Genomic DNA, 23,611 nt, shown 5'->3' with positions numbered 1-23,611 from the left:
GCGCACGGGGGTGCGGCCGGACGATTGACATCCGCCCCTCCCCCTCCCAGTCTGGGAGCGCTCCCAATCATCATCGTCGATGAGGACGGCAGATGCGCGCTCCCCGCACCGCTTTGTTGGCACTCGCCCTGATCGCCGCACCGCTCGCCACCCCCGCGGCGGCGTCCCCGAGCGCCGATCCCCCGACGTCCCAGGCCGTCGACACCCGCGTCTCGGTGAACACCCGCGCGGGCCTGGAAACCGCCCCCGAGCTGGGAATGGGCGTCAACCACGCCATCTGGGACTCCCAGCTCGGCACCCCGCAGGTCGCCGACCTGCTCAAGGACGCAGGCGTCCGCGCCATGCGCTACCCCGGCGGCTCGTACTCGGACATCTACCACTGGCGCGACCACACCGCCCCCGGCGGCTACGTGGCCCCGAACACCGACTTCGACACGTTCATGGCAGGCGTGCGGCGGGCGGGCGGTCAGCCGATCGTCACCGCCAACTACGGCACCGGGACGCCGCAGGAGGCCGCCGACTGGGTGCGCAGCGCCAACGTCGACAAGGGCTACGGCGTCAAGTACTGGGAGATCGGCAACGAGCTCTACGGCAACGGCCACTACGGCACCGCGTGGGAGGAGGACCACCACGAGGACAAGAGCCCGGCCGGGTACGCGGGCCTGGTGCGCGACTACTCGCGGGCGATGAAGGCCGTCGACCCGAGCATCAAGATCGGTGCGGTGCTGACCACGCCCGGCGAGTGGCCGGACGCCATCACCGCGGCCGGTGACGCGGGCTCGTGGAACCAGGTCGTGCTGTCCACGGCGGGCGCGGACATCGACTTCGTGGTCCTGCACTGGTACCCGCGCGGCACGAACGCCCCGGACCTGCTGAGCAGCGCGGACACCATCCCCGAGATGATGGCCATGGCCAAGGAGCAGATCCGCAGGCACACCGGGCGGGACCTCGGCATCGCGTTCACCGAGCTGAACACGAACTTCGCCCGCAACACCCAGCCGACCGCGCTGTTCGCCGCCGACGCCTACGCGTCGCTGCTGGAGCGCGGCGCGTTCACCGTCGACTGGTGGAACGTGCACAACGGCCTGGGCAAGGTCACGACGGTCGCCGGTCAGACCGACTACGACGACTTCGGCCTGCTCTCCAGCGCCAACTGCACCGAGGACGGCTCGGTGTGCCAGCCCGCGCTGAACACGCCGTTCGCGCCGTACCACGCGCTCGCGCTGACCTCCCGGTTCGCGCGCCCCGGCGACCAGTTCGTGGCCGCCTCCAGCACCGACCCGCTGGTGCGCGCGCACGCCGCCCGACGTCCGGACGGCGGGCTGTCGGTGCTGCTGGTGAACCGGGACCCGGACGCGGCGAGGTCGGTCGCGCTGGACTACGCCGGGTTCACCCCGAAGTCCTCGGCGGTGGTGCGGACCTACGGCAACGGCGACACCGCGATCACCACGTCCACCGGGACGTCCGGCGCGGTCACGCTCGCCCCGTACTCGATCACCGCGCTGGAGCTGGCGCCCACGTCCGCGACCACCGGCCCGGCGACCCCCGCCCGGCCGACCGCGTCCTCGGTCACCGACCGCGGCGCCGTGATCACCCTGCCCACTGCCTCTCCCGGTCTGAAGTACGAGGTGCACCGCCAGGTCGGCACGCGCACCGACCAGTGGGGCGAGACCACCGGCGGCAGCTTCACCGCCACGAACCTGTCCCCCAGCACCGAGTACACCGTCAACGTCATCGCGCGCGACAACGCGGGCCGGGTGTCGTGGGCTTCGCCGCCGCTGGTGTTCCGCACCACCGCGCCCGCCTCGTCCACCTGCGCGGTGCGGCTGGCCAACACCAACGACTGGGGCAACGGCTGGGTCGGCGACGTGCAGGTCACCAACACCGGGACCACCCCGGTGGACGGCTGGGTGCTGGCGTTCGACTGGCCGAGCACCTGGCAGAAGGTCGACAGCGGCTGGAGCGGCACGTGGGCGCAGTCCGGCCGGTCGGTGACGGTGACCGCCGACGCGGGCAACCGGCTGCTGGCCCCCGGCGCGACGGTCTCGACCGGTTTCGTGGGCTCCTACCAGGGCCCGAACCGGCTGCCGACCGCGTTCTCGCTGAACGGCGTGCCGTGCTCGCTGCGGTGAGCGGGGGATTCCCAGGCCGCTGACCAGTCGGAAGAGCAAACCGATCGAGCCGCAGCGCGGGGCCACGGTGCGCGATTTGTGGTCTCGCGCTGCTGCGCAACGCGGGGGTGTCCCCCATCAGGGTCTGCCCCACCACCCGCGCAGGCGATAGGACAGGGGGTCACGCCAACCCCAGGAGGTCGATCCGTGCCCCACGTCCCGCACGTCCGCTCCACGGCCCAGTGGCACGTCCCGTTCCCGTCCGCGCCGGTGGTCGAGCACCACCGGACACCGCTGGGGATCGGCGAGCCGGAACCGAGGTTGTCGTGGACCACGGCGGCGGAGGCGGGGTGGGTGCAGCGGGCGTACGAGGTCGAGGTGGGCGGCGAGCCGACCGGGTGGGTGGAGTCGGACGGGTCGAGCCTGGTGCCGTGGCCCGCCGGGCCGCTGGGCTCGCGGGACCGCAGGGAGCTGCGGGTGCGGGTGCGCGGCGACGAGGGGCCACCGAGCCCGTGGAGCGCGCCGTCGTTCGTGGAGGCCGGGCTGCTGCGGCCCTCGGACTGGGTGGCACGCATGGTGTCTCCGGTCGCCGGACGCCGCCCTCCCCTGCTGCGGCGGGAGTTCGCGGTGCGCGCGCCGATCGTGCGGGCCCGGCTGTACACGACCGCGCAAGGCGTGCACGAGGTGCTGCTCAACGGGTCGCGGGTCGGCGACGAGGTGCTCGCGCCGGGGTGGACCAGCTACCGGCGCCGGCTGCGGTACCGGACGCACGACGTGACCGGGCTGCTGCGGCACGGGCGCAACGCGCTCGGGGTGGCGCTGGCGGACGGCTGGTACCGGGGCAGGCTCGGGTTCTCCGGGCGGCGCGCGCTGTACGGGGACCGGCTGGCGGCGCTGGTGCAGCTGGAGGTCGTCGGCGAGGACGGCTCGCGGCAGGTGGTGGGCACCGACGAGCGGTGGCGGGCCGGGACCGGCGGGCTGGTGTCGGCGGGTCTGTACGACGGGGAGCACTTCGACGCGCGGCGGCACCCCGGCGGGTGGGCGGAGCCGGGGTTCGACGACTCGGGGTGGGGCGCGGTCGAGGTGGTGGAGCGGGACCTGGCGACGCTGGTCGCGCCGACCGGGCCGCCGGTGCGCCGGACCGAGCTGCTGCGGCCGGTGGCGGTGACCTCGCTGGGGCGGGGGCGGCACCTGCTGGACTTCGGGCAGAACCTGGTGGGGCGGCTGCGGTTGCGGGTGGACGAGGGGGCCGCGCGGGAGGTGGTGGTGCGGCACGCGGAGGTGCTGGAGGACGGCGAGCTGTGCACGCGGACCCTGCGCGGGGCGCGGGCCACCGACCGGTACGCGCCGGGGGCGGGGACGGCGGTGTGGGAGCCGTCGTTCACCTACCACGGGTTCCGGTACGCGGAGGTGACCGGGCTGTCGGGGGCGCCGGACGTGGTGGCGGCGGTGTGCGGCACGGACCTGCGGCGGACCGGGTGGTTCCGGTGCTCGGACCCGGATTTGGAGCGGCTGCACGAGAACGTGGTGTGGAGCGCGCGGGGGAACTGGGTGGACGTGCCGACGGACTGCCCGCAGCGGGACGAGCGGCTGGGGTGGACCGGGGACGTGCAGGTGTTCGCGCCCGCGGCGGCGTTCCTGCACGACTGCGCGGGCGCGCTGGTGTCGTGGCTGGCGGACCTGGCGGTGGACCAGGCGGAGGACGGCACGGTGCCGCTGGTGGTGCCGTCGGTGCCGCTGGGGTCCGGGGTGGGTGACGGGCCGGTGGCGCTGTGGGGTGACGCGGCGGTGCTGGTGCCGTGGGTGCTGTGGGAGCGGTTCGGGGACCTGGAGGTGCTGCGGTCGAGCTACCCGAGCGCGCGGGCGTGGGTGGGGCGGGTGGAGCGGGCGCTGGACGAGGACGGGGTGTGGCGGCGGGGGTTCCAGTTCGGCGACTGGCTGGACCCGGCCGCGCCGCCGGACCGGCCGCACGAGGCGCGCACCGATCCGGCGGTGGTGGCGACGGCGTACGCGGCGCGGTCGGCGCGGGTGCTGGCGCAGGTGGCGGACCTGATCGGCGCTCCAGGGGACGCCGTGCGGCTGCGCGCGCTGGCGCGGCGGGTGACGGCGGGGTTCGCGCGGGCGTTCCCGGACCAGGGCGGCACGCAGACCGGGTTGGCGCTGGCGCTGCGGTTCGGGCTGGTGCCCGCGCGGGAGCGGGCGCGGGTGGCGCGGCGGTTGGCGGGGCTGGTGCGGGCGGAGGGGCACCGGGTCGGGACGGGGTTCGCGGGGACGCCGGTGGTGCTGGACGCGTTGGCGGACAACGGTTACCTGGACGACGCGTACCTGCTGCTGACCCAGCGGGAGTGCCCGTCGTGGCTGTACGCGGTGGAGCGGGGTGCGACGACGGTGTGGGAGCGCTGGGACGCGCTGCTGCCGGACGGGCGGGTGAACCCCGGCGAGATGACCTCGTTCAACCACTTCGCGCTGGGCTCGGTGGCGGACTGGATGCACCGCGCGGTGGCGGGGTTGGCGCCGGGCGCGCCCGGTTACCGGGTGATCAGGGTGGCGCCGAGGTTCGGCGGCGGGCTGGTGAGCGCGGAGGCGGAGCACCTGACGCCGTACGGTCGGGCGCGCGTGGCGTGGCGGCGCTCGGGCGAACGCGCGGTGGTGGACGTGGTGGCCCCGACGGGAACCCGCGCGGTCCTGGACCTGCCGGGCGCGCCACCGCAGGAGGTGGGGCCGGGGCGGCACCGGTTCACGGTGCCGTGCCGGGCGGTGCGGGCGGACGCGGTGCACGTGTGGTGAGACGCTGGAAGGGGCCGGTTCCCCGACCCCTTCCAGCGCTGAGCCTCGTGGCGCTCAGCCTTGCGGCCCAACGGCGTCAGTCCGTGCCCGACTCCATCGCCGCCCGGTCCAACAGCTCAGCGTGGTCGACCTGCCCGCGCGACGCGATGGCCTCCGCGCCGCCCTCCTGCAGCGTGCCGATCAGCTCGGTCGGCGCGACCCGCGCCGCGCCGATGAGCGTCGACTGCCCGCTGCCGACCATGCCCAGCCCGGCGTACTGCTCCAGCCGCGCCCGCGAGTCCGCGATGTCCAGGTTCCGCATCGTCAGCTGCCCGATCCGGTCCACCGGCCCGAACGCCGAGTCCTCGGTCCGCTCCATCGACAGCTTGTCCGGGTGGTAGCTGAACGACGGCCCGGACGTGTCGAGCACCGAGTAGTCCTCGCCGCGCCGCAGCCGCAGCGTGACCTCGCCGGTGATCGCGTTGCCGACCCACCGCTGGAGCGACTCGCGCACCATCAGCGCCTGCGGGTCCAGCCAGCGGCCCTCGTACAGCAGCCTGCCGAGCTTGCGGCCCTCGTTGTGGTACGAGGCGAGCGTGTCCTCGTTGTGGATCGCGTTGACCAGCCGCTCGTACGCGGCGTGCAGCAGCGCCATGCCGGGGGCCTCGTAGATGCCCCGGCTCTTGGCCTCGATGATCCGGTTCTCGATCTGGTCGGACATGCCGAGCCCGTGCCTGCCGCCGATCGCGTTGGCCTCCAGCACCAGGTCGACGGCCGAGCCGAACTCCTTGCCGTTGATCGTGACGGGGCGGCCCTGCTCGAAGCCGACGGTCACGTCCTCGGTGGGGATCTCGACCTCGGGGTCCCAGAAGCGGACGCCCATGATCGGCTCGACGATCTCCAGCCCGGTGTTCAGGTGCTCCAGCGACTTCGCCTCGTGCGTGGCGCCCCAGATGTTGGCGTCGGTGGAGTAGGCCTTCTCGGTGCTGGCCCGGTACGGCAGGTCGCGCGCCTGCAACCACTCGGACATCTCGGTGCGACCGCCGAGCTCGGTGACGAAGGCGGCGTCGAGCCACGGCTTGTAGATCCGCAGGGCGGGGTTGGCCAGCAGGCCGTAGCGGTAGAACCGCTCGATGTCGTTGCCCTTGTAGGTGGAGCCGTCGCCCCAGATCTGCACGTCGTCGTCGAGCATGGCCTGCACCAGCATGGTGCCGGTCACGGCGCGGCCGAGCGGGGTGGTGTTGAAGTAGGTGCGACCGCCGGTGCGGATGTGGAACGCGCCGCAGGCCAGCGCCGCGAGCCCTTCCTCGACCAGCGCGGCGCGGCAGTCGACCAGGCGGGCCAGCTCGGCGCCGTACGCGGCGGCGCGGCCGGGGACCGAGGCGATGTCCGGTTCGTCGTACTGGCCGATGTCGGCGGTGTACGTGCACGGCACCGCGCCCTTCTCACGCATCCACGCGACCGCGACGGAGGTGTCGAGGCCACCGGAGAAGGCGATGCCGACCCGCTCGCCGGCGGGGAGGGAAGTGAGCACTTTGGACACGTCGACAATTATGCACAGGAATGCATGATCATTCACAGCGGGTGGGTCGTTTCCCCTGCCCGACCGCAAAAAGGTGACGCGGCTCACCCGTTCCCGCCTGCTCGGCCGCGGTCCGTTCGGTGCGACACCGACCCGAACCGTAACCCCGCGCGCCCGCGCCACGAAGAACCGGCGTCCGGAGCGTCACGAACCCCACCCCGGAGGGGCGCGCATGAAGCTCGTCAGCGCGCTGGCGGCACTCGCGCCGGCCACCACGATCGCGCCACCGGCCGCAGCGGCGGAGTCGATCACCACGAAGATCGTCGCCGAGGTCAGCCCGGCGACGGCCGTGCCCGCGGGCCCGGCGCACCGGATCACGGGGGTGGTGCTCCGGCAGACCGACGACGGTTGGACGCCGGTGACCGGGCGTGGCGAGGTCTCGGCGCGGCGGTGCGCGAACTGGGGTGGCGCGTCGTGCGGCCGGGGCGGCGGGGGCACGACGATCGGCACGCCCGACGACGGGGGTGGTGGAGGGCTTCCTCCAGTTCTCCACGTCGTTCCTGCCGTCCGGGCCGACCGTGCGCGTGGAGCGGTCCGAGACCGGGGTGACCCAGAAGTTCCACAGGGGCTCGTACAAGCGCCACGGGAACGTGGGGCAGCCGGTGTCGGGCCGGTGGCGCGCGGTGCACGACGGCACGCCGGACTTCTTCGCAGCCTCGACCAGCGCAGCCGTGCACCTGCCCTGATCGGGGTTCCCCGCGCTCGCGGGGGTGACGTGGGAGGCGTGGGTGATCGGACGGCCGTGGTTGGGGCGGGCGCCGTGGGAGGCGGTCGCGGCCGAGCTGCGGGCGCACGCGGCGGTCGGGCTGGGCGACCTGCTCACCGGGGACGTGGCGCGCCTGGCGACCGCCCGCGCCCTGGTGGCCTCGGGCGTCCCGGCTACGGGGTTGCGCGCGGACGGCCCCGAGCTGCGCGTGGAGCACGCGGGCCGGGCCGCCCTGATCGCCCCGGTGCTCCCGCTCACCCCGCCCGCGCTGGAGCGACGGCGCGACCACCTGGTCGCGCGCCCCGGCGACGTCGACCGCCTGCTCGTGCTGATCGCCCCGGACCACCTGCGCGCGTCGCTGCCCAGGGGACGCGACACGACCGCCGTGCTGCTCCCGTCGCCGCTGCTCGGCCTGGAGGTGCGCCTGGTGGACCCGCTGCCCGCCACGCCAAGGCGGCGCGGCTTCCAGACGGGCGCGCGGGAGGAGATCTTGTCGGCGGTGGACGCCGTGCTCGCCCGTTCCGGCGGCACGACGTTCACCCTGGCCGAGATCACGGCCGAGATGGCCCGCAGGGGCACCGGTTACGCGGAGTCCACGATCCGCACGATGGTGACCTCCCACCTGTGCCGCAACTCCCCCGTCCACACCTCAACCCCGCACGACGACCTGGAGCGCGTGGACCGGGGCCGCTACCGCCGCACTCGCCACGCGTAACCGCTCACCGCACCGGGTACCCCGTTCGGTGTAACCGACCAACGGAGGTCACCGTGTACCCGAACCTGTTCTACCCGTGGGCGTGGCGCGACCCGTCGTGGCTGCACGTCGGCGACAAGGAGCCGAAGGCCGAGACCAGCCCCGACACCGGCACCGAGGCCCGCCCCGGCAGCCCCTTCGTGGGCTACTCGGTGGAGGCCACCGACGGCGGCATCGGCAAGGTCCACGAGGACGACGCCGAGGTCCCCGCCGACTGCCTCGTGGTCGACACCGGCCCGTGGATCTTCGGCCGCAAGGTGGTCCTGCCGATCGGCACGGTGGAGCGCGTCGACCACGAGAACCGCACCGTCCACGTCGACCGCACCAAGGACCAGATCAAGGACGCCCCGGAGTTCACCGACGGCGCCGACCACGAGGACTACCGCACCAGGACCGGCGACTACTACACCGAGAGCTACCGCCTCCTGCCGCCGATGCTCTGACCCGAGCGGCCCCGCGACCCACCCGAGGTCGCGGGGCCGGGGCCATCACCCGATGGTGTCACCGCCCCGTCGTGCTCGCGCCCCCACCTCACGGTCGGCGCACCCCAGCCCGACCGCCCCGAGCAGCGAGAAGGGGCGACCCGCACGGGCCGCCCCCACCAACCAACCCCCTCACACCACCTGCGGGCTCCGCGACAACGACCGCACCACCAGCACCGTCGCCGCCGCGGCCACCGCCAGCAGCGCCAACCCGCCGCCGTACGACCCGTAGGACCCGTACAGCGCCCCCATGATCAGCGGCGGCACGAACCCGCCCAACCCGCCGGCCGCGCCGACGATGCCCGTCACCGAGCCGACCTGGTCCGCCGGGGCCATGATCGCCACCAGGGCGAACGTCGCGCCGCTGCCCGCGCCGAGCGCGACCGCCAGCACCAGGAACGCCGCCGTTCCCATCGGCATCAGCATCGGCGTGAACGCCTGCACGACCGCCGCCGCGACGACCGCCACCAGCGTGATGTTCAGGACCTTCGCGGGCGCCACCCGGTCCGACAGCCAGCCGCCCAGCGGGCGGGCGATCACCGCCAGCACCACGAAACCGGCCATCCGGTTGGCCGCGTCGGCCTGGGTCAGCTCGTAGCTCGTCTTCAGGTACGTGGGCAGGTAGACCGACATCGCCACGTAACCGCCGAACGACAGCGCGTAGATGCCCGACGCCTGCCAGGTGATCGGCAGCTTCGCCGCGGCCAGGAGCCGGTGCGCCGCCGAGCCGGTCGGCTTGGTGCGGCCGGGGGCCTCGCGGATCAGCAGGTAGGAGGCGACCGCGTACACCGCGAGCACGATCGAGGTGACGATGAACGGCGCGGTCTTGCCCGCCGCCGTGACCAGCGGCACGGTGGTCAGCGCGCTGAACGCGGTGCCGCCCATGCCGATGCCGAACAGGCCGAGCGCGGTGCCGCGCCGCTCCGGCGGGAACCAGGCGTTGACCGTGGGCACGCCGACGGCGAACGCGCTGCCGCCGATGCCGAGGAAGAAGCCGCCGACCAGCAGCCCGGTCAGCGAGTACTGCCCGCTGAAGCCCAGGTACAGCACGGGGACGATGGTCGCGGCGGACACCACCGGGAACATGATCCGGCCGCCGAACCGGTCCGTGAGCACACCGGCCGCGATGCGACCGACCGAGCCGACGATCACCGGCACCGCCACCAGCAGCGCCTGCTGGAAGGAGGTGAGACCGAGCTCCTCGCGGTACAGGGGTCCCAACGGGCTGAGCAGCGCCCAGGCCCAGAAGTTCACCGCGAATCCGAGGGCGGCCATGACCAGGACCACCCAGCGGGTGCGGTCGTGAGCAGAGTCCGATCCAGTCATACCCGGAACACTGCGCCCGGCCCGGTGCGCGCGGTAAGTGAGCAACTGCCGTGCCGGGAGAGGACTTAGGTCCCTCCAAACGGAGCAACGCACGCGGTGCACTGGGCACATGGACAGCACAGGGGTGGACCGCCCTCGACCGCGCGGGCGCAAGTTCTTCGCGCGGGGGGAGGTGTCGGCCGACGGCAGGACCGTGCACCGGATCGACCAGGCGGAGTGGGAGCGCTTCTACCGGGACAGGTGGGCCCACGACAAGGTGGTCCGGTCCACGCACGGGGTCAACTGCACCGGTTCGTGCTCGTGGCAGGTGTTCGTCAAGGACGGCCTGATCACGTGGGAGCACCAGGCGACGGACTACCCGTCGGTCGGGCCGGACTCGCCGGAGTACGAGCCGCGCGGCTGCCCGCGAGGCGCCTCGTTCTCCTGGTACACCTACTCCCCGTCACGGGTCCGCTACCCGTACGTGCGGGGCGTGCTGCTCAAGATGTGGCGCGAGGCGAAGGCGCGCCTGGGCGATCCGGTTCTGGCCTGGGCCGAGATCACCGGTGACCCGGAGAAGTCGCGCCGCTACAAGCGGGCGCGCGGCAAGGGCGGCCTGATCCGCTCGACGTGGGACGAGGTCAACGAGCTCGTCGCCGCCGCGCACGTGCACACCGCGAAGGCGTACGGCCCGGACCGGGTGGTCGGCTTCTCGCCGATCCCGGCGATGTCGATGGCCTCGTTCGCGGCGGGCACCCGCTACCACTCGCTGATCGGCGGCACGCTGCTGTCGTTCTACGACTGGTACGCCGACCTGCCGATCGCCTCGCCGCAGATCTGGGGCGACCAGACCGACGTGCCCGAGTCGGCGGACTGGTGGAACAGCGGCTACCTGGTCATGTGGGGCTCGAACATCCCGGTGACCCGCACGCCGGACGCGCACTTCCTCACCGAGGCCCGGTACAAGGGCACGAAGGTCGTCGCGGTCAGCCCGGACTACGCGGACAACGTGAAGTTCGCCGACGACTGGCTGGCGCCGCACCCCGGCACGGACGGCGCGCTGGCGATGGCCATGGGCCACGTGGTGCTGACCGAGTTCTTCCGCGACCGGCAGGTGCCGTACTTCTCGGAGTACACCCGCCGCTACACGGACCTGCCCTTCCTGGTGCGCCTGGAGGAGCGCGGCGACGCGTTCGTGCCCGGCAAGTTCCTCACCGCCGCCGACCTCGGCCAGGACGTGGAGAACGCCGAGTTCAAGACGGTGCTGCTGAACGAGGAGACCGGCGAGGCCGTCGTGCCGCAGGGCTCCCTCGGGCACCGCTGGGGCGAGCAGGGCGAGGGCAGGTGGAACCTGGAGCTGGACGGCGTCACGCCCGCGCTGACCCTGCACGGCGACAACGCGGCGCTGACCACCGAGGCGGTGGCGATCGACCTGCCGCGCTTCGACGTCGGCGAGACCGAGGGCGGCGGCATCGTCCGCCGGGGCGTGCCCGCCACGCGCGTGAACGGGATGCTCGTCACCACCGTCTTCGACCTGGTGATGGCGCGCTACGCGGTGGGCCGCGAGGGCCTGCCCGGCGAGTGGCCGAAGTCCTATGAGGACACCGAGGCCCCGGGAACCCCCGGCTGGGCCGAGGAGATCACCTCGGTGCCCGCCGCGACGACCGCGCGCATCGCCCGCGAGTTCGCCCGCAACGCCGAGCGCACCCAGGGCCGCTCGATGATCGTGGTGGGCGCGGGCGCGAACCACTGGTTCCACTCGGACACCATCTACCGGGCGTTCCTGTCGCTGGTGCTGCTCACCGGCTGCCAGGGCCGCAACGGCGGCGGCTGGGCGCACTACGTGGGCCAGGAGAAGGCGCGCCCGGTCACCGGGATGCAGCACCTGGCGTTCGCGTTCGACTGGCAGCGGCCGACCAGGCACATGGCGGGCACCGCGTTCTGGTACCTGGCAACGGACCAGTGGCGCTACGAGGGCTTCAAGGCCGACGAGCTGTCCACCCCGCTGGGCACGGGCATGTTGCAGGGCAAGTCGTTCGCCGACTGCAACGCGCAGGCCGCCCGGCTGGGCTGGCTGCCCTCGCACCCCACGTTCGACCGCAACCCGCTGGACCTGGCCGACGAGGCGAAGGACGCGGGCGTCCCGGTGGCCGACCACGTGGTGTCGGAGCTGAAGGCGGGCAGGCTGAACTTCGCGGCGGAGGACCCAGACAACCCGGCGAACTTCCCGCGCGCGCTGACCGTGTGGCGTGCGAACCTGCTCGGCTCCTCGGGCAAGGGCAACGAGTACTTCCTGCGGCACCTGCTGGGCGCCGACGCGCAGGTGCGCGGCGCCGAGACGGCGGAGGGGAACCGGCCGCAGGACGTCACCTGGCACGACGAGGCGCCCGAGGGCAAGCTCGACCTGCTGACGGCGGTGGACTTCCGCATGACGTCCACGGGCCTGTTCGCGGACGTGGTGCTGCCCGCCGCGACCTGGTACGAGAAGCACGACCTGTCGTCCACGGACATGCACCCCTTCGTGCACGCCTTCAACCCGGCGATCGCGCCGCCGTGGGAGGCGCGCAGCGACTACGACGTGTTCCTGGGCCTGGCCGACCACTACTCGGAGCTGGCGAAGACCCACCTGGGCAAGCGCACCGACGTGCTGGCCGTGCCGCTGGCGCACGACACCCCCGACGAGATGGCCCAGCCCGGCGGTCGGGTGCTGGACTGGCGCAACGGCGACTGCGAGCCGATCCCCGGCCGCACCATGCCGAAGCTGGTGGTGATCGAGCGCGACTTCGCCGCCACCGCCGACAAGATGCGCTCGGTCGGCCCGCTGCTGGAGAAGCTCGGCCTGACCACCAAGGGCATCACCTACCACCCCGAGCCGGAGATCGAGCTGCTGCGCCGCACCAACGGCGTGCGCGGCGACAACCGGCCGTCGCTGGCCACCGCCGAGCACATGTGCGAGGCGATCCTGGCGCTGTCGGCCACCACCAACGGCAGGCTGGCGGTGGAGGGCTTCAAGCAGCTGGAGAAGCGCACCGGGACCAAGCTCGCGGACCTGGCCGAGGAGAACGAGGGCAAGCGGATCTCCTACCAGGAGGCCAAGAAGGGCCCGCAGGCCGTGCTGACCTCGCCGGAGTGGTCGGGCAGCGAGACCGGTGGCCGCCGCTACTCGGCGTTCGTGATCAACGTGGAGCGGGACAAGCCCTGGCACACCCTGACCGGGCGCCAGCAGTTCTTCGTCGACCACGACTGGCTCACCGAGCTGGGCGAGCAGCTGCCGGTGTACCGGCCGCCGCTGAACATGCACCGCCGGTTCGGCTCGCAGCAGCTGGGCGAGCCCGGTCGCGCCGAGGTGACGGTGCGGTACCTGACGCCGCACTCGAAGTGGTCGATCCACTCGGAGTACCAGGACAACGCGCACATGCTGGCGCTCTCGCGCGGCGGCCCGGACATCTGGATGTCCACTCAGGACGCCGAGCGGATCGGCGTGGCGGACAACGACTGGGTGGAGGCCTACAACCGCAACGGCGTCGTGGTGGCCCGCGCGGTGGTCTCGCACCGGATGCCGGAGGGCACCGTGTACGTCTACCACGCCAAGGACCGCAACGTGAACGTGCCGAAGACCGAGATCGGCGGCAAGCGCGGCGGCGTGCACAACTCGCTGACCCGCCTGCTGCTCAAGCCGACGCACCTGGTGGGCGGCTACGCCCAGTTCACCTACGCGTTCAACTACTACGGACCGACCGGCAACCAGCGCGACGAGGTCACGGTGGTCCGCCGCCGCTCGCAGGAGGTGGAGTACTGATGCGCGTCATGGCTCAGGTGGCGATGGTGATGAACCTCGACAAGTGCATCGGCTGCCACACCTGCTCGGTGACCTGCAAGCAGACGTGGACGAACCGCGAGGGCGTGGAGTACGCCTGGTTCAACAACGTCGAGACCAAGCCCGGCATCGGCTACCCCAAGCGGTACGAGGACCAGGAGCGCTGGAAGGGCGGCTGGGAGCTCGACCGGAAGGGCAGGCTGCGGCTGCGCGGCGGCAGCAGGACCCAGCGGTTGCTGAGCCTGTTCGCCAACCCGGACATGCCCTCGATCGACGACTACTACGAGCCGATCACCTACGACTACGACACGCTGCTGAGCGCCCCCGCGGGCGAGCACACCCCGGTGGCGCGGCCGAAGTCGCTGCTGACCGGCGAGGACACCGCGATCACGTGGGGCGCCAACTGGGAGGACGACCTGGGCGGCGCGCCCGAGCACGCCCCCGGCGACCCGAACCTGGAGGGCATCCGGGAGAAGGTGAAGTTCGAGTTCGAGCGCACCTTCATGTTCCACCTGCCCAGGTTGTGCGAGCACTGCCTGAACCCCGCGTGCGTGTCGGCGTGCCCCTCGGGCGCGATGTACAAGCGCGAGGAGGACGGCATCGTCCTGGTGGACCAGGACAAGTGCCGGGGCTGGCGGATGTGCGTGTCCTCGTGCCCGTACAAGAAGGTCTACCTCAACCACGTCACGGGCAAGGCCGAGAAGTGCACGTTCTGCTTCCCGCGCGTGGAGGCCGGGCAGCCCACGGTGTGCTCGGAGACCTGCGTCGGCAGGCTGCGGTACCTGGGGATCGTGCTGTACGACGCGGACGCGGTCACCGCCGCGCTGAGCGTGCCGGACCCGGAGGACCTGCTGGACGCGCAGCGCGCGCTGATCCTGGACCCGCACGACCCGGAGATCGCGAGGGAGGCGCTGGCCCAGGGCATTCCGCACGACTGGCTGGAGGCCGCCCGCCAGTCGCCGGTGCACGCGCTGATCAGCAAGTACAAGGTCGCGCTGCCGCTGCACCCGGAGTACCGCACCGCCCCCATGGTCTGGTACATCCCGCCGCTGTCGCCGGTGCTGGACGCGGTCACCGCCGTGGACGGCGACTCGTCGGACCCGGACGACGTGTTCCACGCGATCCGCGACCTGCGCATCCCCGTGGAGTACCTGGCGAACCTGTTCACCGCCGGTGACCCGGAGGTGGTGGCCGGGGTGCTGATGAAGCTGGCCGGGATGCGCGGGCACATGCGCAACCGCTCGCTCGACGGCACGGTCGACCAGGGCCTGCTCGACTCGATCGGCCTGACCGCCGAGGAGGTCGAGGACCTGTACCGGTTGCTGGCCATCGCGAAGTACGAGGACCGGTACGTGATCCCGCCGGCGCACAAGGAGGACGCCGCGCGGCTGGCGGGCCTGGAGACCGGGTGCCCGCTGGACGGCGAGGGCGGTCCGGGCATGGGCGGCGAGGCTCCCGGACGTGGCGCGGTGTCGCTGTCGCTGAGCGCGCCGCCGAGGAAGGGCGTGAAGCGGTGAGGGCGAAGCAGGCCGAGCCCGGTAGGGCCGAGACGTTCGAGCTGCTGGCGACGTTGTTGCAGTACCCCGAGGACGGCCCGTTCGCGGTCTCCGAGGCGCCGGACGGCCCGGCGCGCGAGCCGCTGGAGCGGTTCCTGGCCTGGTACCGCGAGCAGGAGCCGTTCGAGCTGGCGCAGCACTACGTGCGCACGTTCGACCTGCGCCGCCGCACCAGCCTGTACCTGACGTACTACCTGCACGGCGACACCCGCAAGCGCGGCATGGCCATGCTGGTGCTCAAGCAGCGCTACCGCGCCGCGTCGCTGACCCCGCCCGAGGACGAGCTGCCGGACTACCTGCCGGTGGTGTGCGAGTTCGCCGCCCTGCTGGGGCCGGGCGCGGGCGAGGCGCCGCTGCGCCAGCACCGGTCGGGCCTGGAGCTGATCCGCGCCGGGCTGGCCGACGCCGGTTCGCCGTACGCGGACCTGCTGGAGGCGCTGTGCGCCCTGCTCCCCGAGCTGGGCGAGGAGGAGAAGACCGCGATGCGGGAACTGGCCCTGGAGGGGCCGCCGGTGGAGGACGTGGGCCTGGCCCCCTTCGCGCCACCCGACTACCTGACCGGAATGGAGGTGCGGGCGTGAACACCCTGCTGTGGGTCGTCTTCCCGTACGCGGCGCTGACGGTGTTCGTGGTGGGCCACGTGTGGCGCTGGCGCAGCGACCAGTTCGGCTGGACCACGCGGACCACGCAGCTGCTGGAGCGGCGCTGGCTGCGCTGGGGCTCGCCCCTGTTCCACCTGGGCGCGTTCGCCGCGATCGGCGGCCACGCCATGGGCCTGCTGGTGCCGAAGGCGGTGACGGAGTTCGTCGGCATCACCGAGCACCTGTACCACCTGATGGCGGTGGGCGCGGGCAGCGTGGCCGCGGTGATGCTGGTGGTGGGCCTGGGCCTGCTGATCGCGCGCCGCGTCCTGGAGCCGAGGATCAACCGCACCACCACGAAGTCGGACAAGGTGCTGTTCGCGGTGCTGGGCTTCGTGGTCGCCATGGGCGTGACGGCGACGGTGGTGGAGCAGCTGTTCAAGGGCGGCTACGACTACCGGGAGACCATCTCGGTGTGGTTCCGGGGCCTGTTCGCCCTGAACCCGGACCCGCTGCTGATGGTGGACGTCCCGCTGGTGTTCCAGCTGCACGCCCTGAGCGCGTTCCTGCTGTTCGCGATCTGGCCGTTCACCAGGCTGGTGCACGTGTGGTCGGCCCCGATCGCGTACCTGTGGCGCCCGTACGTGGTGTACCGCCGCAGGTCGACGACCCCGAGGCGCCCGATGGCGCGCCGCTGACCCTTTTCTCCCCCGGAGACCCGCTCGCACCCCGGTGCGGGCGGGTCTTTTCGCCATTCACCGCCGCCGGTCGTGCGGCGGCCGTGCGCCGGAAGTAGCTTCGCCTGAGAGGCGGGCAACCCCGAGCCACCGGAGGCCACCATGACCGCACCGCGCGCAGTGATCTCCGGGGCCGGCATCGCCGGCCTCTCCGCGGCCTACTGGCTGCGCCGCACCGGTTGGGACGTCACGGTCCTGGAGCTGGCCGAGGAGTTCCGCGACGGCGGCCAGAACGTCGACGTCCGGGGCGTCGCGCACGAGGTGCTCGACCTGATGGGCCTCACCGAGGCCGTCCGCGCCCGCAACACCACCGAGACCGGCACGGTCTTCGTCGACGGGCGGGGCCGGGTCATCGCCACCCTCCCCGAGGGCCGCGACGGCGCCACCGCCGAGCTGGAGGTGCTGCGCGGCGACCTGGCCCGAGCCGTCCTGGAGCAGCTCCCGCCGGGGATGGACCTGCGCTTCGGCGAGCGGATCACCGAGGTCGCCCGGACCCCCGACGCCGTCGCGGTCACCACGGCGCGGGGCGAGGTCCTGACCGCCGACCTGCTCGTCGTCGCCGAGGGCGTCCGCTCCGGCACCCGCGACCTGGTGTTCGGCCCCGACGTCGACCGCCACGAGCTCGGCATCACCATGCTGTTCGGCACGATCCCCCGCACCCCCGCCGACGACGACCGCTGGCGCTGGCACACCGCCACCGGTGGCCGCCAGGTGCACCTGCGCCCCGACAACCGGGGCACCACGCGCGCCATGCTCGCGTTCACCGACGACGGCCCGGACCGCCCGACCGCCCGGCAGGTCCGCGAGCGCTACGCGGGCGTCGGCTGGGAGGCGCCCCGCGTGCTGGACGGGTTCGCCACCACCGACGACCTGTACGTCGACCGCCTCACCCAGATCCGGATGCCCGCCTGGCGCCGGGGCCGGGTGTGCGTGACGGGCGACGCGGCCTGGTGCGTGACCCCGATGGGCGGCGGCGGCGCGTCGCTGGCCCTGACCGGTGGCTACGTCCTGGCCGCCTGCCTGTCCACCGCGCCGGACCTGGACGGCGGGCTGGCGGCGTTCGAGGCGTGGATGCGCCCGCTGGTCGACGACGTGCAGCGGCTCCCGCCCGGCGTGCGCCGCATGGCCTACCCGAGCACCCGCCTGGGCCTGGCGCTGCGCGACGCGGTGGCCCGGATCGTCACGTCCACACCGCTCTCACGCCTGGTCGGGAAGTTCACCGAGGTCGCGGCCACCGACCGCCCCCTGCCCCGGATCGCGCTCGCCTGACCCCAGCGCCGCGATCAGCTCGCCCACCCGGCGCCCGGCCTCCAGCGGGTGCCGCAGCAGCCCGTCCCGGTTGACCCGGTAGTGGTTGCGCCGCCCCACCTTCGTGCGCTCCACGTACCCGCCCGCGATCAGGTCGGCCAGGATCAGCTGCACCGCCCGGCTGGTCACCCCGACCCGTCCCGCGATCACCGGCAGGGTCTGGTCCGGGTCGTCGGCCAGGCACAGCAGCACGTGCGCGTGGTTGCTCAGGAACGTCCACGTGCCCCCGGTCACTAATCCTCCGCTGCCCACCACTTCCTCCATCCGGGTTAACCGATCAAGCGTTGACAGGCGAACCGCAGTTCGTCATTCTAGTGGGGCGGAGGGGAGTACCCGCCTCAGCCGAGTTCGTCATTACGGCAGCCCAGACGGTTGCCCGGTCTCGGCGCCGCCGGACGTCCCGCGAGGGGCGCGGCGGTCGGGGAGACCTCCGGTCGACAGTGGACCGGAGGTGCGTTCTCGTGGTTGTCCCGTTCTGGGCCTGGGCCGCGGTGCTCGGCGTGATCCTGGTGATGCTCGCGGTGGACCTGTTCGCCCACCGGCGCGCGCACGTGGTGAGCGTGCGGGAGGCGGCCGTCTGGTCGGCCGTGTGGATCACCCTGGGGCTCGCCTTCGGCGGGGTCGTGTGGTGGGTGTGGGGCGCGGACCCGGCGGCCCAGTACTTCGCCGGTTACGTGATCGAGAAGTCCCTCGCGGTCGACAACGTGTTCGTCTTCGCGATCATCTTCGGCTACTTCGCCGTCCCCAGGGAGCACCAGCACCGGGTGCTGTTCTACGGCGTGCTGGGCGCGCTGGTGTTCCGCGCGGTGTTCATCGCGGCGGGCTCGGTGCTGATCGCGAGCTTCTCCTGGATCCTCTACCTGTTCGGCGCGTTCCTGGTGCTCACCGGGGTGAAGATGGCGCGGCAGAAGGACGAGGTGGTCGACCCGGAGCGCAGCGCGGTGCTGCGCCTGTTCCGCCGGTTCGTGCCGATGACCGACCGGCAGCACGGGCACCGGTTCCTGGTGCGCGAGGGCGGCAAGTGGGTGGCGACGCCGCTGCTGGCGGTGCTGGTGCTGGTCGAGGTGACCGACATCGTGTTCGCGGTGGACTCGATCCCGGCGATCTTCGCGGTGACGCAGGAGCCGTTCCTGGTGTTCACCTCGAACGCGTTCGCGATCCTGGGCCTGCGCGCGATGTACTTCCTGCTGGCGGACCTGATGCACCGGTTCACCTACCTGAAGCTGGGGCTGGCCCTGGTGCTGGTGTGGGTGGGCGTGAAGATGCTGCTGCTGGACGTCTACAAGATCCCGACGGCCGCGTCGCTGGCCGTGGTGGCGGCGATCCTGGCCGTGGCGGTCGGGGCGAGCTGGTGGAAGACCAGGGACGCGACGCCGGAGCCGGGAGCCGGGATCAAGTCCGATTCCGAGTCCAAGTCCGGGCCCGAGATCGAGGCCCGCTCGGAGACCGGCTCCGACCGCTCCTGACCGGGTGACAGCGGGGTGGGACGGTAATCGCGCCAACGATTCCACCCCGCTTTTCACCCACCTGGCCCCCCACACCTCCGGAATCGACAGGTGGTGTCGCGGCGATGGATTGATCACGGGGGGTCGGTCGATCCATCACGAGCCGTTGGGGAACGGCTCCGCACGCGCCCGGGAAAACCGCCCCCACCGTGCTCGAACACCACCAGCGCAGCCCGGAGCAGCGCAAGCGCGCCGCTCGCTGCTTTCCCGCGCGCGCAGCGAGAAACCCGGTCACGGTCCACCGCGCGGCTTTCGCCACACCCGCGCGGTCGTGCCCGGATCAACTGGGGAAGCACGGGTGAATGGCGAAGATGAGAATCGAGCAGAGCACGCAGAACAATTCCGCGACGGCTCCGGAGAGCGCCGCCGCGGAACGTCCGACCACCGACCGCAGGGCGGACCAGGCCCGCGACCTTGACGAGCTGCGCCTGCCGCGCGGCCTGCCCTACCGCGATCTGGCCCGCCGCACCGGGTGCGCGCGCAGCACCCTTCACGACGCGCTGGCGGGCCGCGGGTTCCCCCGGCTCGACACGGTGCTGGCGGTCGCGCGGGCCTGCGGCGACGACCCGGCGGGCTGGCGGGGCCGGTGGGTCGCCGCCCGCCCGCGCGCCGGTCACACGCCGGGCACGGCGCCGACGACGTCCCGGCAGCGGACCAGGCCGAGCTGACGGGAGTCCTGCGAGCGCGGGTTGTCGCCCGCCACCACGACGAACCCGGCGGGCGCGCGGTGCACGCCGGGCATCGTCGGGGTCAACCAGTCGGGCACCGGGTCGCCCGCGACGGCGGCCACCCGCTTGATCCGGTGCGGCAGCAGGGGATCGGGCGCCCGGAACACGACCACCTCGCCGCGCCGGGGCCCGCGCGGTCGCCTGCGGGCCACGAGCCGCTGGCCGTCGCGCAGGGTCGGCGCCATGCTGCCGCCCCGCACGGTCACCCTGGTCCACCACGCCATCAGCGCACCCTCCCGTCCTGGTAGCCGCCCGCCTGGAGGCGGAACAGCCGGGCGTACTCGCCGCCCGCGTCCATCAGCTCGTCGTGGCGGCCCCGCTCGGCGATCCGGCCGCCGGAGAGCGCCACGATGAGATCGGCGCCGCGCAGCGCGGACAGCCGGTGCGAGACGAGCAGCCGGGCCCGCCCGGCCGCGTGCCGCCGCAGGGTCTCGTGCACCCGGTGCTCCCCCACGGCGTCCAGGCCGGAGGTGGGCTCGTCCAGCACCAGCAGCCCGGCGTCGTCGCGCGTCAGGCACCGCGCGAGCGCGGCCCGCTGCCACTGCCCGCCGGACAGCGTGACGCCGGTCCGCCCGCCGTCCGCGTGGGTGCGCGAGAGGAGCGTGTCGTAGCCGTCGGGCAGGGCGTCCACGACGTCGTCGACGCGGGCGGTGATCGCGGCTCGGGTGACGCGGCCGCGGTCGCCGAGGGCGTTGACCTGACCGATGCCGATGTTCTCGGCGGCGGTGAGGTCGTAGGCCGTGAACTCCTGGAACACCACGCCGATCCGCGCGCGCAGCGCCGCGAGGTCCAGCTCGCGCAGGTCCACGCCACCCCAGGTGATCGAGCCGCGCTGCGGGTCGTAGAAGCGGCACAGGAGCTTCACCAGCGCGCTCTTGCCCGCGCCGTTGACGCCGACGAGCCCGACGGCGGCGCCCGCCGGGATGGCGAGGTCCACGCCGCGCAGCACCCAGGGCCCGTCGTCGCGGTAGCGGAACCACACGTCGTGGAACCGGATCTCGGCCTGCCCCGACGGCGTTTCGCGCCCCTGCGGCAGGTCGTCGGGCGTGGCGAGGACGTCGAGGTAGCGCCCGAACAGCCGCACCGCCCGCCCGGCCCCGACGCCGAGCTGGAGCACCACCCCCGACACCCCGCCCTGCACGCCCGCGACGGTCCCGAGGAACAGCACGAGGTCCCCGACCGAGGCCCGCCCGGACCCGACGCCGACCGCGACGACGACCGTGCCGGTCCCGCCGACCACCGGGCCGAGCAGCGCGAGCGCGCCCTGCGCCAGGGTCCTCGGGCGGTCGGCGGCGAGGCGGGCGCCGGAGACGGCGGTGAGCGAGTCGACCATCCTGGCGCGCAGCAGGTTCCCGAGCCCGAACAGCCGGATCTCCTTGGCGGCGCGCACGTCCGTGAGCAGCGACCGGTAGAACAGCCGGCGCCGGTCGGCGGCCACCCAGGACTCCTCGGTGGACGCCTCGCGCCACGCGGTCGCCAGGCGCGCGAGCACGGCGGTGGCCGGGCAGATCAGCAGCAGCGGCACCATGGGCGGCCAGACGACCAGCACCGCGGCCAGGCCGGTGGAGGCTGCGCCGGAGGTGAGCTCGTCGACCAGCAGCCCGGTGAGCCAGGCGCTGACGGCGGGCCCGGCGCCTGCGAGCACGGTGAGCGCGAGGGTGACCGCCGCGAGCGCGGGCGCGGCCCGGAAGGGCAGCGCGAGCGCCGCGGCGGCGGAGCGGATCACCGCGCGGGCGCCGGGACGGCGAGGACGCCGTCGCCGACGTAGCCAGCGGGGTCAACGACGACGGTGTGGTGTTCGGCTACGCGCAAACCGCCAGTGGTGACCCCCACGCCGTCATGTGGCTGCACACGCGGTGAGCTGCCGACGGGCCCGCTGTACGGGGCAACGCCGAACGAGTGCCGAGGCGTGATCGCCACCTGACCTGGACGAGTGATGCGCAAGTCGGTCAGTGGTCGTAGGAGGTCAGGGATCGGGTGATGACCTGGTCGGTGGCGCGGTTGTGCCAGATGGCTGCGGTCGGGGTGAACCCGAGCAGGGCCTGGGCCACGGCGAGGGTGACCAGCTCGGCGTCGGCGGGTTTCGGCGGTCTTCCGATGCGGGTCCGGCCTGCGAGGCGGTCGCCGATCTTGACGTGGGGTGCGGTGAGGAGGGTGTTCGGATCGGTCGTCACAAACTGGTCTTGGACACCCTTCGCCCGTCTTCGGTCACCGCCTCGACCTACGCATTGTTCGTCTAGCGCCTGCGTCGAAGGCGGTCAGTGCTCCTGCGCCGCCGGGGAGACTCGGCGGCGCAGGAACAGCACGTAGACGGCCGTGACGACGAGGACGAACGGGACACCCACGAAGCACGCGAGCCGCATGTCGGGCACGGCGATCCCGGTGGCGAGCACCGAGAGCAGGACGAGCACGCCGACCACGGGGAGCACGGGGCCGCCGGGCAGCCGGATGCTGGACTCCGCGGCCGGTTCCTCCCGGCGGAAGACCAGCAACGTCACCAGAACGGTGATCCACGTGGCGATGATGCCGAAGGCGCCTGTGGCGAGCAGGATGCCGAACGTCGCCCGGCCGGCGTAGGCGGCCAAGACCGCGGCCACGAGGAGCCCGACGGTGGAGGCCAGGGTCGCCGCCCGCGGCAGCCCGTGCCGGGTGGCCCGGCTCAGCCTCCTGGGGGCGAAACCGTCGTGTGCCAGTGAGTGCAGCATACGCGCGGCGGCGTAGAGGTTCGCGTTCGCAGCGGACAGCGCGGTGACGATGAGGACGAAGTTGGTGACGGTCGCGGCGGCGGGGATGTCGGCGCTGGCGAAGGTGGCAACGAACGGGCTGCCGTCCAGACCGTGCACCTGGGACAGTTCGGTCCACGGCCGGATGGCCAGCATGAGCAGGATCGACACCAGGTAGAACAGCGAGAGCCGGGTGATCACCGAGCGCGTCGCGGAGCGCAGTGCGGCGCGGGGCTGACTGGCCTCGGGTGCGCTCACGGCGACGACCTCGATGCCGGCGAAGCCGACGACCACGATCGACATGACCAGCCACACCGCGCCGGGGCCGTTCGGGAGAAAACCGCCGTGCGAGACCAGGTTCCCGAAACCGGTGGCCGGCCGGCCGGGTAGTCCGAAGAGGACGAGCACGAGGCCGAGGAGGATGAAGACGCCGATCGCGAGCACCTTGATGCCGGCGAACACCGACTCGGCCGTGCCGAAGAACCGGACGGGGGTCAGGTTCACGAGGGTGAGCAGCGATGAGAAAACCGCCACGGACAGCCAGATCGGAACCTGCGGCCACCAGAAGTTCAGGTAGATGGCGGCGGCCACGACCTCGCTGCCGATGCCGACCACGAGCGAGAACCAGTAGGTCCACCGGACGGCGAATCCGGCCAGCGGCCCCAGGTATCGCCCGGCGACGGCGCCGAACGAGCCCCGGACAGGCAGCGCGCTGATCATCTCCGCCAGCGCGATCGCCACGATCGCGGCGAGGCCGGCGCCGACGAGGTAACTGAGGATGACACCGGGTCCTGCCACCGAGATTGAGGACCCGGCGCCGAGGAACAGCCCGGTGCCGATCGCCGAACCGAGGCCGAGCATCGTCATCTGCGGGCCGGACAGTGATCGCGAGAGATCGGAGTCGGGTGGGGTTTCGCTCATTCGGCGCTCCCGTGCGGCAGGTGTGCGGA

General features: G+C 72.9%; 20 protein-coding genes and 1 pseudogene. 13 read left to right on the top strand and 8 right to left on the bottom strand.

Translation table 11 applies throughout. From position 1 onward, the window contains the following. Positions 1 to 92: 92 nt before the first annotated feature. Entirely contained in the window at positions 93 to 2,132 is a 2,040-nt protein-coding gene (locus AMIR_RS10275; protein ID WP_015800883.1) for a cellulose binding domain-containing protein, read from the top strand. Positions 2,133 to 2,318: 186 nt separating this feature from the next. Further along, positions 2,319 to 4,898, top strand: coding sequence for a family 78 glycoside hydrolase catalytic domain (locus tag AMIR_RS10270; protein WP_015800882.1), 2,580 nt, complete (start codon positions 2,319 to 2,321; stop codon positions 4,896 to 4,898). A 76-nt stretch (positions 4,899 to 4,974) separates the two neighbouring features. Here the strand turns inward: AMIR_RS10270 and argG are convergent, their stop codons facing one another. Both argG and AMIR_RS10260 read right to left on the bottom strand, forming a co-directional pair. Continuing rightward, positions 4,975 to 6,420, bottom strand: coding sequence for an argininosuccinate synthase (argG, locus tag AMIR_RS10265; RefSeq protein ID WP_015800881.1), 1,446 nt, complete (start codon positions 6,418 to 6,420; stop codon positions 4,975 to 4,977). A 183-nt stretch (positions 6,421 to 6,603) separates the two neighbouring features. Continuing rightward, on the bottom strand, positions 6,604 to 6,909 hold the full coding sequence (locus AMIR_RS10260; protein WP_041836679.1) for a hypothetical protein: 306 nt from the start codon (positions 6,907 to 6,909) through the stop codon (positions 6,604 to 6,606). A 17-nt stretch (positions 6,910 to 6,926) separates the two neighbouring features. On the opposite strand from AMIR_RS10260, the gene AMIR_RS10255 reads away from it, so the two are divergent. Genes AMIR_RS10255 through AMIR_RS10245 form a run of 3 tightly spaced genes read left to right on the top strand, consistent with a single transcriptional unit; the run spans position 6,927 to position 8,362 of the window. Next, positions 6,927 to 7,145, top strand: a complete 219-nt coding sequence (locus AMIR_RS10255; RefSeq protein WP_143760687.1) for a hypothetical protein — start codon at positions 6,927 to 6,929, stop codon at positions 7,143 to 7,145. Positions 7,146 to 7,187: 42 nt separating this feature from the next. After that, the gene (locus AMIR_RS35450; RefSeq protein ID WP_015800878.1) at positions 7,188 to 7,880 is read left to right on the top strand and encodes a DUF7669 domain-containing protein; all 693 of its coding nucleotides are present in this window, start codon (positions 7,188 to 7,190) and stop codon (positions 7,878 to 7,880) included. A 53-nt stretch (positions 7,881 to 7,933) separates the two neighbouring features. After that, entirely contained in the window at positions 7,934 to 8,362 is a 429-nt protein-coding gene (locus tag AMIR_RS10245) for a hypothetical protein (protein ID WP_015800877.1), read from the top strand. 171 nt (positions 8,363 to 8,533) lie between these two features. On the opposite strand, the gene AMIR_RS10240 is transcribed toward AMIR_RS10245, so the two are convergent. Continuing rightward, on the bottom strand, positions 8,534 to 9,727 hold the full coding sequence (locus AMIR_RS10240; RefSeq protein WP_015800876.1) for a nitrate/nitrite transporter: 1,194 nt from the start codon (positions 9,725 to 9,727) through the stop codon (positions 8,534 to 8,536). Positions 9,728 to 9,836: 109 nt separating this feature from the next. Here AMIR_RS10240 and AMIR_RS10235 point away from each other — a divergent pair, with 109 nt between their 5' ends. From AMIR_RS10235 to AMIR_RS10215, 5 genes are all read left to right on the top strand, one after another. Continuing rightward, positions 9,837 to 13,505 (top strand): nitrate reductase subunit alpha, encoded by a 3,669-nt coding sequence (locus AMIR_RS10235; RefSeq protein ID WP_015800875.1) that lies wholly within the window; start codon positions 9,837 to 9,839, stop codon positions 13,503 to 13,505. Then, positions 13,505 to 15,040, top strand: coding sequence for a nitrate reductase subunit beta (narH, locus tag AMIR_RS10230; RefSeq protein WP_015800874.1), 1,536 nt, complete (start codon positions 13,505 to 13,507; stop codon positions 15,038 to 15,040). The genes AMIR_RS10235 and narH overlap by 1 nt, the downstream gene beginning before the upstream one ends. Then, positions 15,037 to 15,660, top strand: coding sequence for a nitrate reductase molybdenum cofactor assembly chaperone (narJ, locus tag AMIR_RS10225; RefSeq protein ID WP_015800873.1), 624 nt, complete (start codon positions 15,037 to 15,039; stop codon positions 15,658 to 15,660). Before narH ends, narJ begins: the two co-directional genes overlap by 4 nt. Next, complete coding sequence (gene narI / locus AMIR_RS10220) at positions 15,657 to 16,358, top strand: respiratory nitrate reductase subunit gamma (protein WP_015800872.1); 702 nt, start codon at positions 15,657 to 15,659, stop codon at positions 16,356 to 16,358. The genes narJ and narI overlap by 4 nt, the downstream gene beginning before the upstream one ends. Before the next feature lie 141 nt (positions 16,359 to 16,499). After that, complete coding sequence (locus AMIR_RS10215) at positions 16,500 to 17,666, top strand: FAD-dependent monooxygenase (protein WP_015800871.1); 1,167 nt, start codon at positions 16,500 to 16,502, stop codon at positions 17,664 to 17,666. Here the strand turns inward: AMIR_RS10215 and AMIR_RS10210 are convergent. Further along, entirely contained in the window at positions 17,595 to 17,969 is a 375-nt protein-coding gene (locus AMIR_RS10210; RefSeq protein WP_049796780.1) for a helix-turn-helix transcriptional regulator, read from the bottom strand. The genes AMIR_RS10215 and AMIR_RS10210 overlap by 72 nt on opposite strands. Before the next feature lie 197 nt (positions 17,970 to 18,166). Here AMIR_RS10210 and AMIR_RS10205 point away from each other — a divergent pair, with 197 nt between their 5' ends. Together AMIR_RS10205 and AMIR_RS35445 are read left to right on the top strand one after the other, a co-directional pair. After that, entirely contained in the window at positions 18,167 to 19,171 is a 1,005-nt protein-coding gene (locus tag AMIR_RS10205) for a TerC family protein (RefSeq protein WP_015800870.1), read from the top strand. A gap of 341 nt (positions 19,172 to 19,512) precedes the next feature. After that, complete coding sequence (locus tag AMIR_RS35445) at positions 19,513 to 19,878, top strand: helix-turn-helix domain-containing protein (protein WP_015800869.1); 366 nt, start codon at positions 19,513 to 19,515, stop codon at positions 19,876 to 19,878. Here the strand turns inward: AMIR_RS35445 and AMIR_RS10195 are convergent. Both AMIR_RS10195 and AMIR_RS10190 read right to left on the bottom strand, forming a co-directional pair. Beyond that, positions 19,824 to 20,162 (bottom strand): S26 family signal peptidase, encoded by a 339-nt coding sequence (locus AMIR_RS10195; protein WP_015800868.1) that lies wholly within the window; start codon positions 20,160 to 20,162, stop codon positions 19,824 to 19,826. The two genes, AMIR_RS35445 and AMIR_RS10195, sit on opposite strands and share 55 nt — an antisense overlap. After that, the gene (locus AMIR_RS10190) at positions 20,162 to 21,664 is read right to left on the bottom strand and encodes an ABC transporter ATP-binding protein (protein WP_015800867.1); all 1,503 of its coding nucleotides are present in this window, start codon (positions 21,662 to 21,664) and stop codon (positions 20,162 to 20,164) included. The genes AMIR_RS10195 and AMIR_RS10190 overlap by 1 nt, the downstream gene beginning before the upstream one ends. A 53-nt stretch (positions 21,665 to 21,717) precedes the next feature. Between AMIR_RS10190 and AMIR_RS43165 the strand changes: the two are divergent. Next, a pseudogene (locus tag AMIR_RS43165) lies at positions 21,718 to 21,798 on the top strand (hypothetical protein); the annotation flags it as partial. 89 nt (positions 21,799 to 21,887) lie between these two features. Here AMIR_RS43165 and AMIR_RS10185 read toward each other — a convergent pair. Both AMIR_RS10185 and AMIR_RS10180 read right to left on the bottom strand, forming a co-directional pair. Next, complete coding sequence (locus AMIR_RS10185; protein WP_015800866.1) at positions 21,888 to 22,112, bottom strand: hypothetical protein; 225 nt, start codon at positions 22,110 to 22,112, stop codon at positions 21,888 to 21,890. A gap of 84 nt (positions 22,113 to 22,196) precedes the next feature. Then, entirely contained in the window at positions 22,197 to 23,582 is a 1,386-nt protein-coding gene (locus AMIR_RS10180; RefSeq protein ID WP_015800865.1) for an amino acid permease, read from the bottom strand. Positions 23,583 to 23,611 lie beyond the last annotated feature (29 nt).

The organism is Actinosynnema mirum DSM 43827 (assembly GCF_000023245.1).
GTDB classification, from domain to species: Bacteria; Actinomycetota; Actinomycetes; order Mycobacteriales; family Pseudonocardiaceae; genus Actinosynnema; species Actinosynnema mirum.
This window is presented reverse-complemented; position numbering and strand designations above follow the sequence as displayed.

Coding starts and splice junctions, on each gene's coding strand:
- AMIR_RS10275 (WP_015800883.1), top strand. CDS start 93: ATGCGCGCTCCCCGCACCGCTTTGTTGGCACTCGCCCTGATCGCCGCA.
- AMIR_RS10240 (WP_015800876.1), bottom strand. CDS start 9,727: ATGACTGGATCGGACTCTGCTCACGACCGCACCCGCTGGGTGGTCCTG.
- AMIR_RS10235 (WP_015800875.1), top strand. CDS start 9,837: ATGGACAGCACAGGGGTGGACCGCCCTCGACCGCGCGGGCGCAAGTTC.
- narH (WP_015800874.1), top strand. CDS start 13,505: ATGCGCGTCATGGCTCAGGTGGCGATGGTGATGAACCTCGACAAGTGC.
- AMIR_RS10215 (WP_015800871.1), top strand. CDS start 16,500: ATGACCGCACCGCGCGCAGTGATCTCCGGGGCCGGCATCGCCGGCCTC.
- AMIR_RS10210 (WP_049796780.1), bottom strand. CDS start 17,969: ATGGAGGAAGTGGTGGGCAGCGGAGGATTAGTGACCGGGGGCACGTGG.
- AMIR_RS35445 (WP_015800869.1), top strand. CDS start 19,513: ATGGCGAAGATGAGAATCGAGCAGAGCACGCAGAACAATTCCGCGACG.
- AMIR_RS10195 (WP_015800868.1), bottom strand. CDS start 20,162: ATGGCGTGGTGGACCAGGGTGACCGTGCGGGGCGGCAGCATGGCGCCG.
- AMIR_RS10180 (WP_015800865.1), bottom strand. CDS start 23,582: ATGAGCGAAACCCCACCCGACTCCGATCTCTCGCGATCACTGTCCGGC.